Here is a 16,157-nt window from a genome sequence, read left to right on the forward strand (position 1 = left end):
GCCACCATGAAATTTACCGATTTATTCGTACGCCGCCCCGTGCTGGCGCTGGTCATCAGCACCCTGATATTGATGCTGGGCGTGATCGCCATCAAGCAGTTGCCGATCCGCCAATATCCGATGCTCGAATCGTCCACCATCACCGTCACCACCACCTATCCGGGCGCCTCGGCGGAACTGATGCAGGGCTTTGTCACGCAGCCGATCGCCCAGGCCGTGTCGTCGGTGGAAGGCATCGATTACCTGACGTCGTCGTCGGTGCAGGGCAGCAGCACGGTGACCGTGCGCATGGAATTGAACCGCGATTCCACGCAGGCCTTGACGGAAGTCATGGCCAAGGTCAACCAGGTACGCTACAAGCTGCCCGAAGGCGCCTTCGATCCTGTCATCGAGCGCTCGGCCGGCGATTCCTCGGCCGTCGCCTACGTCGGCTTTGCCAGCGAGAGCGTGTCCGCGCCAGGGCTGACGGACTACCTGGCGCGCGTAGTGCAGCCGATGTTCGCCACCATCGACGGCGTGGCGAAAGTGGACGTGTATGGCGGCCAGCAACTGGCCATGCGTCTGTGGATCGACCCGGCCAAACTGGCGGCGCGGAGCTTGACGGCGGCCGATGTGGCCGACGCCGTGCGGCGTAACAACTACCAGGCGGCACCCGGAAAAGTGAAGGGACAATTCGTCGTCTCGAACATCAGCGTTAACACGGATCTGACCAGCGTGGCGGAGTTTCGCGACATGGTCATCACCAAGGGCGGCGATGCAAAAGACAGCGCCGCCCTCGTGCGTTTGAAAGACGTGGGCACAGTGGAACTGGGCGCGGCCGCAACGGAGACGAGCGGCATCATGGACGGCGTGCCGGCCGTGTACCTGGGCCTGTCACCAACGCCGGGCGGCAACCCGCTGGTGATCGTCGACGGCATCAAGAAGCTGCTGCCGGAAATCCAGAAAACCCTGCCACCGGGCGTCAAAGTCGAGCTGGCGTTCGAAACGGCGCGCTTCATCCAGTCCTCCATCGACGAGGTAGCGCACACCCTGCTCGAAGCGCTTCTCATTGTCGTCATCGTGATCTACCTGTGCATGGGTTCCTTGCGCTCGGTGCTCATTCCCGTCGTGACGATTCCGTTGTCGATGCTGGGCGCGGCGGCGCTGATGCTGGCCTTCGGCTTCAGCATCAATCTGCTCACTTTGCTGGCAATGGTGCTGGCCGTGGGCCTGGTGGTCGACGACGCCATCGTGGTGGTGGAAAACGTGCACCGCCATATCGAGGAAGGCAAGACGCCCGTGGCCGCCGCCCTGGTGGGCGCGCGCGAAGTGGCTGGTCCCGTGATCGCCATGACGATCACGCTGGCGGCCGTGTACGCGCCCATCGGCATGATGGGGGGTCTCACCGGCGCGCTGTTCAAGGAATTCGCGCTGACCCTGGCCGGCGCCGTGGTGGTGTCGGGCGTGGTGGCGCTCACCTTGTCGCCCGTGATGAGTTCCTTGCTGCTGCAGCCGAAACAGGCGGAAGGGCGCATGGCGCGCGCCGCCGAACACTTCTTCGAAGGCTTGACCACGCGCTATGCGCGCCTGCTGGACCGTTCCTTGCACCACCGCTGGTGGAGCGCCGGCTTCGCCGCGCTGGTGATGGTAAGTTTGCCCTTTTTGTACCTGTTGCCGCAGCGCGAACTGGCGCCGGCGGAAGACCAGGCAAGTGTCTTGACGGCCATCAAGGCGCCGCAGCACGCCAACCTCGATTACGTCGAACGCTTCTCATACAAGCTCGATGACATCTACAAAAATATCCCCGAAACGGCGTCGCGCTGGATCATCAATGGCGGCGAAGGCCCGGCGTCCAGCATCGGCGGCATCAACCTGACGCCATGGGCCAAGCGCACGCGCAACGCGGCCGTCATCCAGGCCGAATTGCAGCACGCAGTGGGCGACGTGGAAGGCACCAGCATCTTCGCCTTCCAGCTGGCGCCCTTGCCAGGGTCGAGCGGCGGCTTGCCCGTGCAACTGGTCTTGCGCAGTGCGCAGGATTACGCCACCCTGTTCCGCACCATGGAAGACGTCAAGCAGCGCGCACGCGATAGCGGCCTGTTCGCCGTCGTCGACAGCGACCTCGATTACAACAACCCCGTTGTGAAAGTGCGCGTGGACCGTTCAAAAGCCAATAGCCTGGGCATTCGCATGCAGGACATCGGCGAATCGCTGGCCGTGCTGGTGGGCGAGAATTACCTGAACCGCTTCGGCATGGATGGCCGCGCGTATGACGTCATCGCGCAAAGCCCGCGCGAACAGCGATTGACGGCGCAAGCCCTGACGCAGCAGTACGTGCGCGCCGACGATGGCAGCCTGCTTCCCCTGTCGGCCGTCGTGTCGGTGAGCGAGCAGATCGAGCCGAACATGCTGACGCAATTCAACCAGCAAAATGCGGCCACCTTCCAGGGCGTGCCGGCGCCCGGCGTGACCCTGGGCGACGCCGTGGCCTTCCTCGACGGCGTGGCCAAGACTCTGCCACCGGGCTTCAGCTACGACTGGCAATCGGATGCGCGCCAATTCGCCACGGAAGGCAATGCGCTGCTGCTGGCCTTCCTCGCGGCCGTCATCGTGATTTACCTGGTGCTGGCAGCCCAGTATGAAAGCCTGACGGATCCCTTGATTATCCTGATCACCGTGCCCCTGTCGATCTGCGGTGCGCTGATTCCGCTGGCGCTGGGCTACGCCACCGTCAACATCTACACGCAGATCGGCCTCGTGACCCTGATCGGCTTGATCAGCAAGCACGGCATTTTGATGGTGGAATTTGCCAACGAACTGCAGGCGCATGAACAGCTGGACCGCCTCAGCGCCATCCGCAAAGCGGCGCAGATCCGCTTGCGCCCGATTCTGATGACGACGGCCGCCATGGTGGTGGGCCTGGTGCCGCTGCTGTTCGCTTCCGGCGCGGGCGCCAACAGCCGCTTCGGCCTGGGCGTGGTGATCGTGTCGGGCATGTTGATCGGCACCTTCTTCACCCTGTTCGTGCTGCCCACCGTGTACACCTTTTTGGCCCGCCGCCATACGGCCGACCATGCCACGCCGCGCGCCCGCGAGCTGTCGCAGGCGCTGAAGGAATCCATATGAAAAATTACCGCTATCTTGTTTCCCTTTTGCCCGTGCTGGCCGGCTGCGCCGTCAGTCCCGCCTACGTCACGCCGGGCACGCCGGCCATCCATCTGGCCAGCCCCCAGCAGGCACAGTTTGCGCCCGCTCAAACGGCATCCATGAGTGCCGCCTGGTGGACGTTTTTCGATGATGCGCGCCTGTCGCAGCTGATCGCCAGCGCACTCGAACACAACCTTGATATCTCGCAGGCGCAGGCGAATCTGCTGGCCGCACGCGCCATCTTCGACGAGCGCCGCCTCGACGAACTGCCTGCCGTCACGGGCCATGCGGGCTGGCAGCGCCAAGTGCGGCAAGACACGCCCAACAGCCGCGCCGCCAGCGCCAGCACGCGCGTGGGTTTTGACGCGCAATGGGAGATCGACCTGTTCGGCCGCCTGGCGCACATGAGCCGCTCGGCGCAGGCGCGGGCCGACGCGGCGCAGGCGGACTTGCGCCAGACGCAGCTGACGATCGCCGCCGAAGTGGCACGCAATTACTACGAGGCGCTGGGCTACCAGCAAAACCTGGCGCTGACGCAGGCACAGGTGCACAGCTGGCGCGATACGGTGGCCCTCATCGATGCGCGCATTCGCGCCGGCAGCGGCTTGCCGGAAGAGCGCCACAACGCGCTGGCCAACCTGGCGCGCAGCGAGGCGGCCATTCCTCCCTTGCAGGCGGGCTTGCGCCAGGCGCAGTACCGGCTCGATGTCTTGAGTGGCCAGCAACCTGGCACAGACACTGCGGGCGCCATCGCGCTGGCCACGACGCCACGGCAACAGGCACCGCTGGCGGGACAACTGCCCTTGGGCGACGTGAACCAGCTGATCAAACAGCGCCCCGACGTGGTGCGCGCCGAACGCCTGCTGGCCGCTTCCAGCGAGGACGTGGGAGCCGCCACGGCGGACCTGTATCCGCGCCTGAGCCTCGGTGGTTTCCTGGGATTCTTTGCGTTGCGCGGCAGCGGCGTGTTCGACGGCGGCGCGCGCGCCTTCGAGGTGGCGCCTTCCGTCAGCTATCCGGCGTTTCGCCTAGGCAGCGTGAAGGCACGCTTGCGCGGTACACAAGCCGAGGCCCAGGGCGCGCTGGCGCGCTATGAGCAAGCGCTGTTGGTGGCGCAGGAAGAGGTGGAAAACGCCGTCACGCAGCTGGCGGAAAACCAGACGCGCCTGGCCTCCTTGCTGCAGTCGGCGCGCCACGGCGATGCGGCTCTCGGCATCGCCAGCACGCGCTATCAGGGTGGCTCCGGCAGCTACCAGGCGGTACTGGAAAACCAGCGCGCCTTGTTCGATATCCGGCGCGAAGCGCTGCTGGCGGAGACAGTGTCCTACATCGATGCGATTGCCCTGTACAAGGCGCTGGGATGGGGGCAAACTATGTGATCTTTTTAGCTTGGAGAGGGGCGCGATGTTCACGCAAGGCAGCTGGCTGAATCCACCGGAAACATGGTCCGCCGACGACGCGCAATTGCGCGTGACGACGGATGAAAAAACCGACTTCTGGCGCAAGACTCAATATGGTTTTATACGCGACAGCGGCCACTTTTTCGGCACTGGCATCGACGGTGATTTCACGGCGCAGCTGCACGTGGCGGCGCAGTATTCGTCGCTGTACGACCAGGCCGGCATGATGGTGCGCATCGACGAACAGAACTGGATCAAATGCGGCGTCGAATTTTCCGATGGCCAGCTGTTATTGAGCACCGTGCTCACGCTGGAAAAATCGGATTGGGCCGTCAGCATCGCCCCCGCCATGCCGGACGGTTTCTGGCTGCGCGTAACGGTGGCGCAAGGCGTGATCCGCGTGCAGTATTCCACCGATGGCCAGCGCTGGCCGCTGCTGCGTCTGGCGCCATTTCCCGAGGCCGCTAGCTACCGCGTCGGCCCCATGTGCTGCACACCGGAACGCGGTGGCCTGGAAGTGGTTTTTTCCCGGTTTTCCATCGCTCCGGCGCAGCAAAAAGACTTGCATGATTTGAGCTGAATCAAGCCACCCACGTCTCGTGCAAATGGCGCCACAGCAGGGCGCCAGCCGGTGTTTTTTCATATACGACGGTCGACAAACGCTCGGTATTTTCTGCGCCCGGCAGCGACTGGAATTCGCGGTAGGAGACGGTAGCGCCGGCGGCGCTTTCCTGGATTAAAACGAGGTCGGAAATTCGCATCTGCAAGCCCGGTCGGCTGCCGCCGGCGGCGCGGAAAAATGCCGTCAAGCCAGCGCTATCGAGCTGCTTGCCGCCTGGCGCCACCATCGTGAAAGCGGGTGAAAAACGCGCCAGCAATTCGGCGCAATGTGCTGGCGCCGCCGCCTCGCCAGAGAGCCATGCACGGATCAGTATGTGCGTGGACAAGACGTCGTCAAAATAGGGGTTCGTTGCGTTCATTTTTTGCTTGCTCCATGGTGATGTAAAAGGTCGAGAACGGCACGGTTATCGATGCGCGAGCACAGTGCCAAAGGCAGCAAGCACGAGGCTGCGGCGAGGGCAAAACACCAGTGAAAAACCTGGACCGCGCGCAGGTGCTGGGCGGGGTCGTCGAGCGACGCAATGCCCTGCGCCGCCAGCAAGCCATTCAGTAGTACGCTGAGCAGCGCCACGCCCAGGCAAAAGCCCAGCTGGCGGTTGATATTCCACAAGGCGCTGGCCTGGCTCAGTTGCCCGTCCGGCGTGCGCAAGAAAGCCGTGCTTTGCGCCGTGCTGCTGCACAAGCCGCCGCCAAAACCCATCACGGCATATGCCCAGGCCAGCCAGAATACTTGGCCCGCAGAGTCCACCCGCAGCAGCATCAGCATGCCCGCCGCCTGCAGCAGGGCGCCAGCGATGAACAGGGGTTGCGGACCCACGCGGCGATAGTTCTTACCGGTGAGCGAAATGGCCGCAAACGAGGCCAGCGCCCACGGCAGCATCAGCGCGCCCGCCGTCGACGCCGACATGCCCAGCACGCCCTGCAGGTACAGCATGGCCAGCAAGCTCACGCCCATGAAGACGCCCGGCACCAGCAAATACATCAGCATGGCAATGCGCAGCAGCGGTTCAGCGGCCAGGCGCAGCTTGAGCAGCGGCGTGGATTTGCGCAGCGCGCCGCGCACATACACCCAGGCGCAGACGGCGCCCAGCGCCAGCACGCCTGCGCCGGCAGCCAACTCTCCCGGCGTGCCCAGCATGGTCAAACCCAGCAACAGCAGCAAAATCGCCGTGCTGCCCGCCACAAGGCCACCCGTGTCGAGCCGGGGTACGGCCGCGCGCGGCGGATCGGGGCGCAGCCAGCAGGCGGCCAGCAGCAGCGCCAGCGCCGCGAATGGCACGTTCAGATAAAAAATCCAGCGCCACGAGAGGCTGTCGACGATCACGCCGCCCAAGGCGGGCGACAGCGCGGGCGCCAGCAAGCCCACCAGCATGATGACGGAGGACAGGCCGGGGCGCTCGGCCGGCTTGTATAACTGGTAGGTCATGCTTTGCCCCAGCGGAATGAGCAAGCCGCCGCCCAGGCCCTGCACGCAACGCCAGGCGATCAGTGCCTCGATGGACGGCGCCAGGCCGGCGCCGATGCTGGCGCATAAAAAAGTTAGCAACGATGCCATGAACACGGTTTTGCTGCCATAATAGGCAGCAAGCCAGGCGCTGGCGGGAATGACGATGGTCAGGCCGAGGATGTAGGCGGTGCTGATCCAGGCCAGCTGCGCCACCGAAGCGTGCAGGGCATGGCCGATGTCGGGGTAGGCGACGCTGGTGATGAACATGTTGATCAAGTCGACGAAAAAACCCAGCAGATAAATGGCCGCGACCTTTTTGCGATAGTCCATGGTGCTCCGAATGGCAAACGGCCAGCTTAAGCGCCCATCGCCATTTGCGTAACGGGCCAGCCCCGATTACACTGTCAAACAAATTTTGACAAACCTCTACAACCCGCATGCCTCCTCATTTCTATTTATGATCAGTCTTGACCGTTTGGGTATTTTCATCGCCATCGTCGACGCCGGTTCACTGACGGCCGCCGCCGCCGTGCTGGGCCAGAGCAAGGCCGTCGTCAGTTTTAATTTGAAACAGCTGGAGGCGGAGCTGGGCGTGTCGCTGCTCACGCGCAGCACGCGCAGCCTGGCGCTCACCGACGTGGGGCGGCGCTTTTACGAAGATTGCCAAGGCGTGCTGAGCGAAGCGCAGAGCGCCATCGAGACGGCGCGCCAGGGACACCAGAGCTTGCGCGGCACCCTGCGCCTGACCACCACCGTCGAATACGGCGGCCGCACGGTGATCCCCGCGCTGATCGCCTTTGCCGCCACCCATCCGCAACTGCAGATCCAGCATTCCTCGTCGTCCTCGCATGAAGACCTGATCTCTGGCGGCTATGATCTGGCCATCCGCATGGGGTCACTCAACGATTCAAGTTATCGCGCCGCGCTGATCGAGCCGTATGCGATCTGGCCCGTCGCCTCGCCCGCCTACCTGGCCAGCCTGCCCGCCAGGGACATCGCCACCTTGCCCGACTTGCAGCGCGCGCGCTGGCTGGCGCACAGCCGACTCAGCACGCCGCTGCGCTGGGAGGTGCAAACGCCAGACGGCCCCGCCGCCTTTGCCGCGCAGGACGATGCCGCCATCCATTCCGACTCCGCCTCGGCCCTGCTGGGCTTTGCCCTGGGCGGCTGCGGCGTGGCCCTGCTGCCGCAGTGGCTGGTGGAAGGGGAAGTGCGCGCGGGACGCCTGCGCCGCCTGCTGCCCGATGTTGTCTTCCCGGAGCAGGGCGTGTATGCCGTGTATCCGAACACCCAGCATATTGCGGAAAAGGTGCGCGCCTTTATCGACTTTTTGCGCGCTTTCGTGGGCACGCCCGCCTGAGCATGCACCTTGCCCCACGGCGCACATATCACGTCGTCAATACTTGTTGAACAAAACGATTTCCAAGGGGCAAACGGGCGCCCCTTTCGTTTTTCACGGCCTACACTGAAAGGACGTTGTTCACCGATTGGAGACCATCATGACACATACATTGGCAGCAGTTTTCGTCCTGCGCGACATGGCCGAGCGGGCCCGGCACGACCTGATCACGGCGGGCTTCCCCGGCGCCAGCATCCGCCTGCACGATGCGGGCAGTGATGATATTTCCGCCACGGAAAATATCCGCCGCGACGACAGCGACAGCCTGCTCGACAACATCAAGCATTTCTTTACGGACCTGTTCGGCAGCCACGCCGACCGCCACATCTATGCGGAAGCAGTACGGCGCGGGCATGTCGTGCTGACACTGGAAGGGGCGAGCGACGCCGATATCCAGCGCGCCACCGACCTCGTCGAGCGCTATGCGCCGCTTGACATCGATGCGCACGCCGACCACTGGCGCGCTGGCGGCTGGCAAGGCGCGCCGCAAAGCGACAGCGCGATGCGCCAGGGCGCCAGCATGCAGTCAAGCGCGCCATCGCAGCAAGGCACGTTCGCCGGCAACCTGAACGAGGCGGCAAGGTCGCAGCAATTTGCAGGCGGCATGGCAGCGCCGCCACCCTCCGGCGTGGGCGCCAACGTGCGCCGCTATCCCGGCGCCGACAACCTGCCTGGCACCAGCGACGACGACGAGCAGTATTATCGCAACCACTGGAGCAGCCAGTATGCGTCCGGTGGCGGGCGCTTCGACGACTACGATCCCGCCTATCGCTATGGCCATTCGATGGCGGGCAGCGACAGCTACCGGGGACAAAGCTGGGAGCAGGTCGAGCTTGAACTGCGCAGCACCTGGGAACACACGTATCCGCAGTCGGCGTGGGACGACTTCAAGGCGGCCGTCAAGCATGGCTGGGAACGTGTAACGTCCTGAGCGCAGCCGGGCGCTGCGGGCTTTCCCCGGATCTTCAGCGCCCCTCGTGCGTCAGTTGCAGGAAGTGGTTCAGGATATGAAAGTGGTCTTCGAAGAATTGCTCTTCCATGGCCGGCAGGGAGGCCACGGGCACCCACTGCGCCAGTGCCGCGTCGTCGGCTGCCGTCACGGCCGGCAGCTGGCGCGTCTTCAGGTCAAAATAGTGCGCATGCGTGATGGTGCGCCCGCGCTGGCTGCGGTCAGGATGGTCGAACACGGCCACGCCGACCAGCGCCTCGACGAGGGTGGGTGCCAGCACGCCCAGCTGGGTTTCTTCCGCCAGTTCGCGCAGGGCGCCCTGCAGCAAGCGTTCGCGCGGCTCCAGGAAGCCACCCGGCAAGGCCCACAAGCCCTTGCCCGGGTAGCCGCCGCGGCGCACGAGCAAGACGTGGCCCCCCGTCTGCACCAGCGCATCCACGGTGCAAAAGATGGGCGCATACGGCGCCGTGCGCCAGCGCGCCTTGTACGCCTCGATGGCGCGGTATTCCTGCACCAGCGGCGCGTACCACGGCAGCAAGGTCCACGCCTTCAGATACTGGCCGATGGCCGCCGGCAGCAGCTGCGCCACGGCGCTCAACGACACATCGACGTCCTCGGCCTCGAACAGCACGTTGCGGATGGCCGTCGCGCCGATGGGCGCACCGGGATCGATCTCCAGATTGAGTAACTGCCAGTGCGGGAAGTGGTGCAGGTAATAACTGGTGGCGTCCTTGAAGCAGGCCACCAGGGTCACGCGCTGCAGCGCAGGCACGGCGCCCGCCACGGCGCGCCGCACGGCATCGGCCCACAAGCCATCGTCGTAGTAATCGCGCACGGCCACGTAGTGCACGCGCGCGCGCTGCGCCTCGGGCAGGGTGGCGGCGATCATGGCGGCCCGTTCCTGCCACGTAAACGGGTTCTTCGGACTGCGCGCATGGAAGGCGGAGCCGAGCACCACCACCACCTGGGCGGCGGTGGCCAGCGCCGTTTGCAGCAAGCCGGCATGGCCATTATGAAATGGCTGGAAGCGGCCGATCAGGATGGCCGCATCGGCGGAATAGGCGAGGGTCATGCGTCGTCTCCGGTAGGGTAGTGGGCGGCGATCGGCAATTGGCGCCCGCTGCCAAAAGCGCGCGAACGCACGCGGATGATGGGCGCCGCCTGGCGCCGCTTGTATTCGTTGCGGGCGACCATGCCGAGGATGCGCCGCACCAGGGTGCGCCCGTCGTCCGTCTCGCGCAGCTGGTCGACCAGGCTCAAAGCTTGCGCGCTTTCCGCCTCCGGCAGGCGCTTGCCCTCGATATGCCACTTTAAAATTTCATCGAGCACGGGATATGGCGGCAAGCTATCGGTGTCGCGCTGCCCCGGCGCCAGTTCCGCCGACGGGGGCTTGTCCAGCACGGCGACGGGTATCAATTCGCGCCCGGCGCTGGCGTTGATGTGGCGCGACAGGGCGAACACCTCGGTTTTATACAGGTCGCCGATCAGCCCCAGTCCCCCATTCGTGTCGCCGTACAGGGTGCAATAGCCGACCGAGATTTCGCTCTTGTTGCCGGTGGTGAGCAGCAGGGCGCCGAAGGCGTTCGAGTATTCCATCAGGATCGTGCCACGCACTCTGGCCTGCAGGTTTTCCAGCGGCAGTCCCTCCAGCTTGCCGTCGAAGGCCCCCGCGTAGCCAGCCTCGTACTGCGTCACGATGTCGCGTATCGGATGCGTGTGCAGGGCGATGCCCAGGTTGGCGCACAGGGCCACCGAATCGGTGACGGAACCGGCGCTGGAAAAGATGGACGGCATGGTAATGGCCACCACGTTGCAAGCGCCCAGCGCTTCAACGGCCAGGGCCAGGGTCAGCGCCGAATCGATGCCGCCCGAGCAGCCGACAACGACTTTCGTAAAACCGCAACGGCGCGCGTAGTCGCGCAAACCGAGCACGATTTGACGCCGCGCAAACTCCACGGCGGGGATGCCTTCCGGGTCCGGCACGGGAAACGCCGAGCCATCGGTCCGGGTAAAACGCCCATCGGCAAAGCGCAGCAGTTGACAGTCTTCGACGAAGCGGGCTGATTCGAATTGCACGCCGTCAACCGGCGAAATGGCGAACGAGGCGCCGTCGAACACGAGTTGATCCTGGCCGCCCACCTGGTTGACGAACAGCAGGGGCAAGTGCACGCGCTTGCAGGCGGCGCCAAACACGGCGTGGCGCTGCGCGCGCTTGCCGATGTCGGACGGGCTGGCGTTGATGCTGACGACCAGGTCGGGCCGCGCAGCGTGCAGGGAGTCGAAAGGGTTGACGGCGTAGGCGCGGCCGTCGTCGTTCCAGCCATCCTCGCAAATCATGAAGCCGACCCTGCAGCCGGCGATGGACAAGGTGCAGGCGCCGGACGGGCCAGGCTCGAAATGGCGGCCCTCGTCGAAAATGCCATACGTCGGCAGCAGCTGCTTGTAGTATTCGGCGACGATGCACCCGTTGCGCAGCGCCAGCAAGGCGTTGTACAGGGACTTGCCGACGCCAGAGTTCTGCCGCGCCGTGCCGATGACGGTGACGAGTTCCGGCCAGCGCGTGGATGCTTGCAGCAGCTTATCGAGCGCCTGCTGCATGTCGCGCAGGAAGGCGGCATCCTCGAACAGGTCGCCAGGGTAATACGCGCACAGCGACAGTTCAGGGCATACCAGCAAGTCGGCGCCATCGCTGCTGGCGCGCTGCATGCGCGCGATGATGGCGGCGACATTGGCGTCGAAGTCGCCCACGGTAGGATTCATCTGGGCGAGGGCGATGGTCAGCATGGCGATCCTTTATTGCTTGCGCTTGAAACCACTATCCTGCCTGAAATTTTACGCATCGTACTGATGCAATCGTGCAAGCCCGCCGATCAGGGTGCTACAAGGTCTTGAGCCAGGCCCGCAAGCGCGTGCGCGCGTTCGCATACGGCGAGGAGGTATTGAACTGAATCATGCGTCCCATCGTGTAATGCGTGTACCAAGGCTGGCCATACAATTGCGCATCGTCATGCGCTTCGATCAGCGCCAGCAACTGGTTTTTCGCCTGTTCCAGGCGCTGCAGCAAGTCATCCACGCCCAGTTCAGCATAGTCCGCATAGAAGCGCTGCGCCAGGGCGCCCAGAGCGTTCCACGTGAAACCTTCGGCGGGAAAGGCGATGTCTTCGATGCGTTTGCCGTCGCGCAGCTGCGCGTGCCAGTGCAAGACCAGCTCGTTCCACCCCACCAGGTAGGCGAGCAAATCGCACACGCTCATGCGCGTGCCCTTGACCTGCCCTTCCAGCACGGGCTCACGCGCCAAGGCCGGTGGCACACGCGCCAGCTCCTGCGCCAGCTTGGCGTACGTGGTGCTAATCGCCTCGACCAGTTCCTGCTTGCTGTTGGGAATCGCCATCACGCCGCCTTGACGACAGGCAAGCCGGCCGCCTGCCAGTCGTCGTAACCGCTACCGAGACGGCGCGCATGCAAGCCCCGCTGGCGCAGGGCGGCAACGGCCCGCACGGACAGCACGCAATACGGGCCACGGCAGTAGGCGGCGATTTCTGCGTTCACCGGCAATTCGCCCAGGCGGCGCTGCAAGTCATCAAAAGGAATATTGATCGCATCGGGCAGATGGCCGGCAGCAAATTCCTGCGCGGGCCGCACGTCGAGCACGGTGATGCTGGCTTCCTGCATGCGCCCCAGCAGCTCGTCGCCCGTGATCGCTTCCACATGATCGCCCCGGGTCAGCGCCTGCAACTCGCTGCGCTGATGCTGCGCATACACGTCCAGCGCGGCCAGCAGTTGCACGATGGGGCCGCTGCCCAGCCGGTACAGCACGCGCTTGCCGTGGCGTCGCGCCTGCACGAAACCGGCACGCCGCAACTGCTGCAAATGCTGGGAGGTATTTGCCACTGACAGGCCCGTCAACTCCACCAGCTGCTCCACCGCATATTCGCCCTGAGCGATCTGCTCTAGCAGGCGCAAACGCGGTGCGCTGCCTAAAATATGGGCAAACGCGGCGGAACCGGTGAGACATTCGATATCGGCATTTTTCATTGACACGATGCTAGCACCCTTATAACATTCAAGCAATCAATTGAATGTTATAAGGTGACAACGATGCAAATACTCTGGCTCGATGCCCTGGCGATCGGCGTGGGCGCGACGGCGGTGATGGATGTGTGGGCGGTGGCCTTGAAACGCTTCTGGTGCATACCCTCGCTGAACTTTGCGATGGTTGGACGCTGGCTGGGCCACCTGCCACGCGGCACCGTGAGCCACGTCAATATCGCCCAGGCGGCGCCTGTACGCGATGAAGCCATCCTGGGCTGGACCGCCCATTACGTGATCGGCGTGCTGTTTGCGGCCGTGCTGCTGGCGCTGGTGGGGCAGGAGTGGGTGCAAGGGCCAACGTTCGCGCCGGCCTTGCTGGCTGGCCTCGTGAGCGTGGCCGCGCCGTTCTGTATCTTGCAGCCGGGCATGGGCGCCGGCCTGGCCGCCAGCAAGACGCCGCATCCGACGGCCGCCCGCCTGCGCAGCCTGATGGCCCACACGGCGTTCGGCATCGGCCTGTACCTGGCGGCGTTGCTGTGGTCGACGGTGCGTTAAGACGTCAGCGGCGGCACGGGGGCGGGCGCCGGTGCGGGTACAGCCGCCGAGATGGCCGGCGTCTCTGGCTGCGCCGGCACGGTGCTCAGCACCATCGTGCTGGGCTTGGCAATCGCGATATGCGCCTCGTCCAAGCGCTTGAGCAGCTCGAACAGCAGGGCGCTGCGGATGCCCGACGTCAGGCGCGGCGACGAGGCATAGCCGGTAGCGTTGAACAGCAAAAAGCCATTGTCGATACCGTCGAGCTGCACGCTGGGCGCCGGCGTCTCGAGCACGTCAGGATTGTCGACAAAGGTGGACAGGATCAGCGTGCGCGCCGCTTGCGCATCCGTGCCCAGCGGCAGCGGCAGCTTGACCTGCACCAGGCCCAGCGGATTGGCCAGGGTGACGTTGCGCACTGTCTTGGTGATGAATTCCGAGTTCGGTACGATCACCGTGGAACGGTCGCCCAATTGAATTTCCGTGGCGCGTACATTGATGCGGCGAATGTCGCCTTCCACACCGCCCAGCGAGACCCAGTCGCCCACTTTCACAGGACGCTCGGCCAATAAAATCAGGCCGGACACAAAGTTCTGCACCACCGCCTGCAAGCCAAAACCGATACCTACCGACAAGGCCGACGCCACCCACGCGATGCGTTCCAGTCCGATGCCGGCCGCCGACAGGGCCAGTGCCACGGCCAGCACGCCCCCGATATAGCCAAATAGGGTAATGAACGACACTTGCATGCCGGAGTCGAGATTGGTGGTCGGCAAATAACTGTTTTGCAGCCAGCGCTTGAACAGGCCCAGCGCCACAAAGCCCACCACCAGCACCAGCAGGGCCTGGATCAGCGCGGCAGGGCGGATCGCTACCTCGCCGATGGCCAGGCCATCCTGCAGCTTGCCCACGCGCTGGAACAGCTCGCCCGGACCTTCGCCGAACGGCGCCAGCAGCAGCATCAGGGCCAGCAGCACGACGATGGCGCGGCCGATGCCCGACAGCAGCACGGCCGCCTGGTCGCGCGCCTTGGGCGTGGCCAGCACGGGATGGGCGGCATCCGGCGGCGGCGGCGTGGAGGCCAGCAGCATGCAGATATCGTCGACCAGCACCGTCAGCAGATAGGTGCTGCCCACCACCACGATGACCCAGGCAATTTGCTTGGCGATAAAACTGCCGAACGCCACATAGCCGACCAGCAAACTGATAACGCTCGACGCCAGCGCCAGCCACAGCAGCACCGTGACGCAGCGCAGCCACAGCGGCGTGACCAGGGTGGCGGGATCGGCCTCGCGCAACAGGCGCCAGCAGCGCTCGGCGCGCATCAAGCCATAAGCGATGGTCGTGCTCATCACCAGGGCGACGATGCAATTGACGGCCACGGCCGTCGACAGGCCCGCATTAATGACGATGGTGACGCGTTCCGTGGCCCACACCAGCACCACGATGAAGGCAAACGTCGATGGAAAATGGCGCAAGCGATGCGCCAGCGCGTCGGGCAGGGGCAGCAAGCGCCACGACACGCGCCAGGGCGACAGCAGCGCGTGGCCCAGGCCCGCCGTAAAACCGGCAAAACAGATGATGCCGATCAAGCTGCCAAGGAAAGTCGAGGTTTTTTCAGACAGGCCGCCATCCCAGCGCAAACCCATGGCCAGCAATTCGGCCACCAGGCCCGGCGTCGCCGCCGCCAGCACCAGCACGGCCAGCGCATGCAAGGAGCGGCGCAAGCGGCCATGCGGCACGCGCGTGGCCGTGATCACCAGCAGATAGCGCGAAACCCAGACGCTGGCGCCGATCACGGCCACGATGCCGGCCAGCAAGCCACCCCAGGCCGACCACGGCGTGGCACGTGCCGCGTTGGCCAACTCCAGCTCCAGCGCCCGCAGGCGCTGCAAATTCTGCGGCAATTCCGCATGCAGCTGTTTCCAGAAGGAACCGGCCAGGATGGACGCAGTGCGCTCGCCCAGGCGCGCCTGCAGCTGCGCGCGGCGCGCCGTCGACACCTGCTCGGACGCCTGCGTCGCTTCCACGGCCAGCAAGCGCGCCAGCTTCACCTGCGCATCGAGCGCGCTGCTGGTGCGGTCCAGCTGGCTGCGCTGCGCCGCCACGTCAGGGGCCTCTTTCGTGCCCGCCGCCGGCTTGCCCAGCTCGGCCAGCCGCGCCTGCACGCTGGCGAGCGTGGGCGCGAGCGCATCGGCAACCTTGTCCGCTTCGGCGCTGGCCGCCAGCGCATCGGCGCGCATCTGCGACAGAGTCGCGTCATCGAGATCGGCATCGCCATCGAGCGCCTTCTGGATCGTGGTGATCTGCTTGCGCAAGCCATCGAGGCGCTGGTCGGCCGTGGCGGCATCATCGACGGGCTGCGCCCAGGCGGGCGGCGCCGATAGCGAGCACGCCAGCAGCAGGGTCAATAGCAGCGGCAATAGCCAGCCACGCCAGGGCTGGCGCGCGGAAAAGAAATGGGGGGTACGGAATGAAATCATGCGGTCCTATCGGCCAGGTCAATACGGGTGAGCGAGACAGCATCGCGCCAGCAGGCGCCGCGGCAAAGAGCAGCGGCGGGGCGATGGGTGTTACGGGAGTTGCTTAACTGTACGGCAAACAGCGACAGCCTAGCGCACTCAAGCGATAGATGGCGGAAATTTTCGT

Annotated in this window: 13 protein-coding genes; 6 read left to right on the top strand and 7 right to left on the bottom strand. The window is 64.8% G+C overall.

Annotated elements, in window-relative coordinates; genetic code table 11:
- Positions 1–6 precede the first annotated feature (6 nt).
- From CLU92_RS20035 to CLU92_RS20045, 3 genes are read left to right on the top strand one after another with little or no spacing between them, the layout of a single operon-like run.
- Entirely contained in the window at positions 7–3,105 is a 3,099-nt protein-coding gene (locus tag CLU92_RS20035) for a MexW/MexI family multidrug efflux RND transporter permease subunit (RefSeq protein WP_101483324.1), read from the top strand.
- Positions 3,102–4,505 carry an efflux transporter outer membrane subunit gene (locus CLU92_RS20040; RefSeq protein WP_101483325.1) on the top strand — a complete coding sequence of 468 codons (1,404 nt, stop codon included), beginning with the start codon at positions 3,102–3,104 and terminating at the stop codon, positions 4,503–4,505. The genes CLU92_RS20035 and CLU92_RS20040 overlap by 4 nt, the downstream gene beginning before the upstream one ends.
- Before the next feature lie 25 nt (positions 4,506–4,530).
- A complete protein-coding gene (locus CLU92_RS20045) occupies positions 4,531–5,106 on the top strand; it encodes a DUF1349 domain-containing protein (RefSeq protein WP_101483326.1) in 576 nt (191 codons plus the stop codon).
- A gap of 1 nt (position 5,107) precedes the next feature.
- Here the strand turns inward: CLU92_RS20045 and CLU92_RS20050 are convergent, their stop codons facing one another.
- The gene (locus tag CLU92_RS20050) at positions 5,108–5,506 is read right to left on the bottom strand and encodes a DUF4440 domain-containing protein (RefSeq protein ID WP_101483327.1); all 399 of its coding nucleotides are present in this window, start codon (positions 5,504–5,506) and stop codon (positions 5,108–5,110) included.
- Complete coding sequence (locus CLU92_RS20055) at positions 5,503–6,924, bottom strand: MFS transporter (RefSeq protein WP_101483328.1); 1,422 nt, start codon at positions 6,922–6,924, stop codon at positions 5,503–5,505. Before CLU92_RS20055 ends, CLU92_RS20050 begins: the two co-directional genes overlap by 4 nt.
- A 127-nt stretch (positions 6,925–7,051) precedes the next feature.
- On the opposite strand from CLU92_RS20055, the gene CLU92_RS20060 reads away from it, so the two are divergent.
- Positions 7,052–7,954, top strand: coding sequence for a LysR family transcriptional regulator (locus CLU92_RS20060; RefSeq protein WP_101483329.1), 903 nt, complete (start codon positions 7,052–7,054; stop codon positions 7,952–7,954).
- A gap of 139 nt (positions 7,955–8,093) precedes the next feature.
- Entirely contained in the window at positions 8,094–8,924 is an 831-nt protein-coding gene (locus tag CLU92_RS20065; RefSeq protein ID WP_101483330.1) for a hypothetical protein, read from the top strand.
- A gap of 34 nt (positions 8,925–8,958) precedes the next feature.
- On the opposite strand, the gene CLU92_RS20070 is transcribed toward CLU92_RS20065, so the two are convergent.
- The 4 genes from CLU92_RS20070 to CLU92_RS20085 all read right to left on the bottom strand — a co-directional run bounded on the left by CLU92_RS20070 (position 8,959) and on the right by CLU92_RS20085 (position 12,977).
- Positions 8,959–10,014, bottom strand: coding sequence for a bifunctional nicotinamide-nucleotide adenylyltransferase/Nudix hydroxylase (locus tag CLU92_RS20070; RefSeq protein WP_101483331.1), 1,056 nt, complete (start codon positions 10,012–10,014; stop codon positions 8,959–8,961).
- Positions 10,011–11,726, bottom strand: coding sequence for an NAD+ synthase (locus CLU92_RS20075; RefSeq protein WP_101483332.1), 1,716 nt, complete (start codon positions 11,724–11,726; stop codon positions 10,011–10,013). The genes CLU92_RS20070 and CLU92_RS20075 overlap by 4 nt, the downstream gene beginning before the upstream one ends.
- A 94-nt stretch (positions 11,727–11,820) precedes the next feature.
- Positions 11,821–12,333 (bottom strand): ClbS/DfsB family four-helix bundle protein, encoded by a 513-nt coding sequence (locus CLU92_RS20080; RefSeq protein ID WP_101483333.1) that lies wholly within the window; start codon positions 12,331–12,333, stop codon positions 11,821–11,823.
- A complete protein-coding gene (locus CLU92_RS20085; protein ID WP_101483334.1) occupies positions 12,333–12,977 on the bottom strand; it encodes a metalloregulator ArsR/SmtB family transcription factor in 645 nt (214 codons plus the stop codon). Before CLU92_RS20085 ends, CLU92_RS20080 begins: the two co-directional genes overlap by 1 nt.
- Before the next feature lie 63 nt (positions 12,978–13,040).
- Between CLU92_RS20085 and CLU92_RS20090 the strand changes: the two genes are divergently transcribed.
- Positions 13,041–13,529, top strand: a complete 489-nt coding sequence (locus tag CLU92_RS20090) for a DUF2938 domain-containing protein (protein ID WP_101483335.1) — start codon at positions 13,041–13,043, stop codon at positions 13,527–13,529.
- Here the strand turns inward: CLU92_RS20090 and CLU92_RS20095 are convergent.
- Complete coding sequence (locus tag CLU92_RS20095; protein ID WP_257561133.1) at positions 13,526–15,991, bottom strand: DUF3772 domain-containing protein; 2,466 nt, start codon at positions 15,989–15,991, stop codon at positions 13,526–13,528. The two genes, CLU92_RS20090 and CLU92_RS20095, sit on opposite strands and share 4 nt — an antisense overlap.
- Positions 15,992–16,157: the final 166 nt, after the last annotated feature.

Source organism: Janthinobacterium sp. 61 (genome assembly GCF_002846335.1).
In the GTDB taxonomy this organism is placed as follows: domain Bacteria; phylum Pseudomonadota; class Gammaproteobacteria; order Burkholderiales; family Burkholderiaceae_D; genus Janthinobacterium.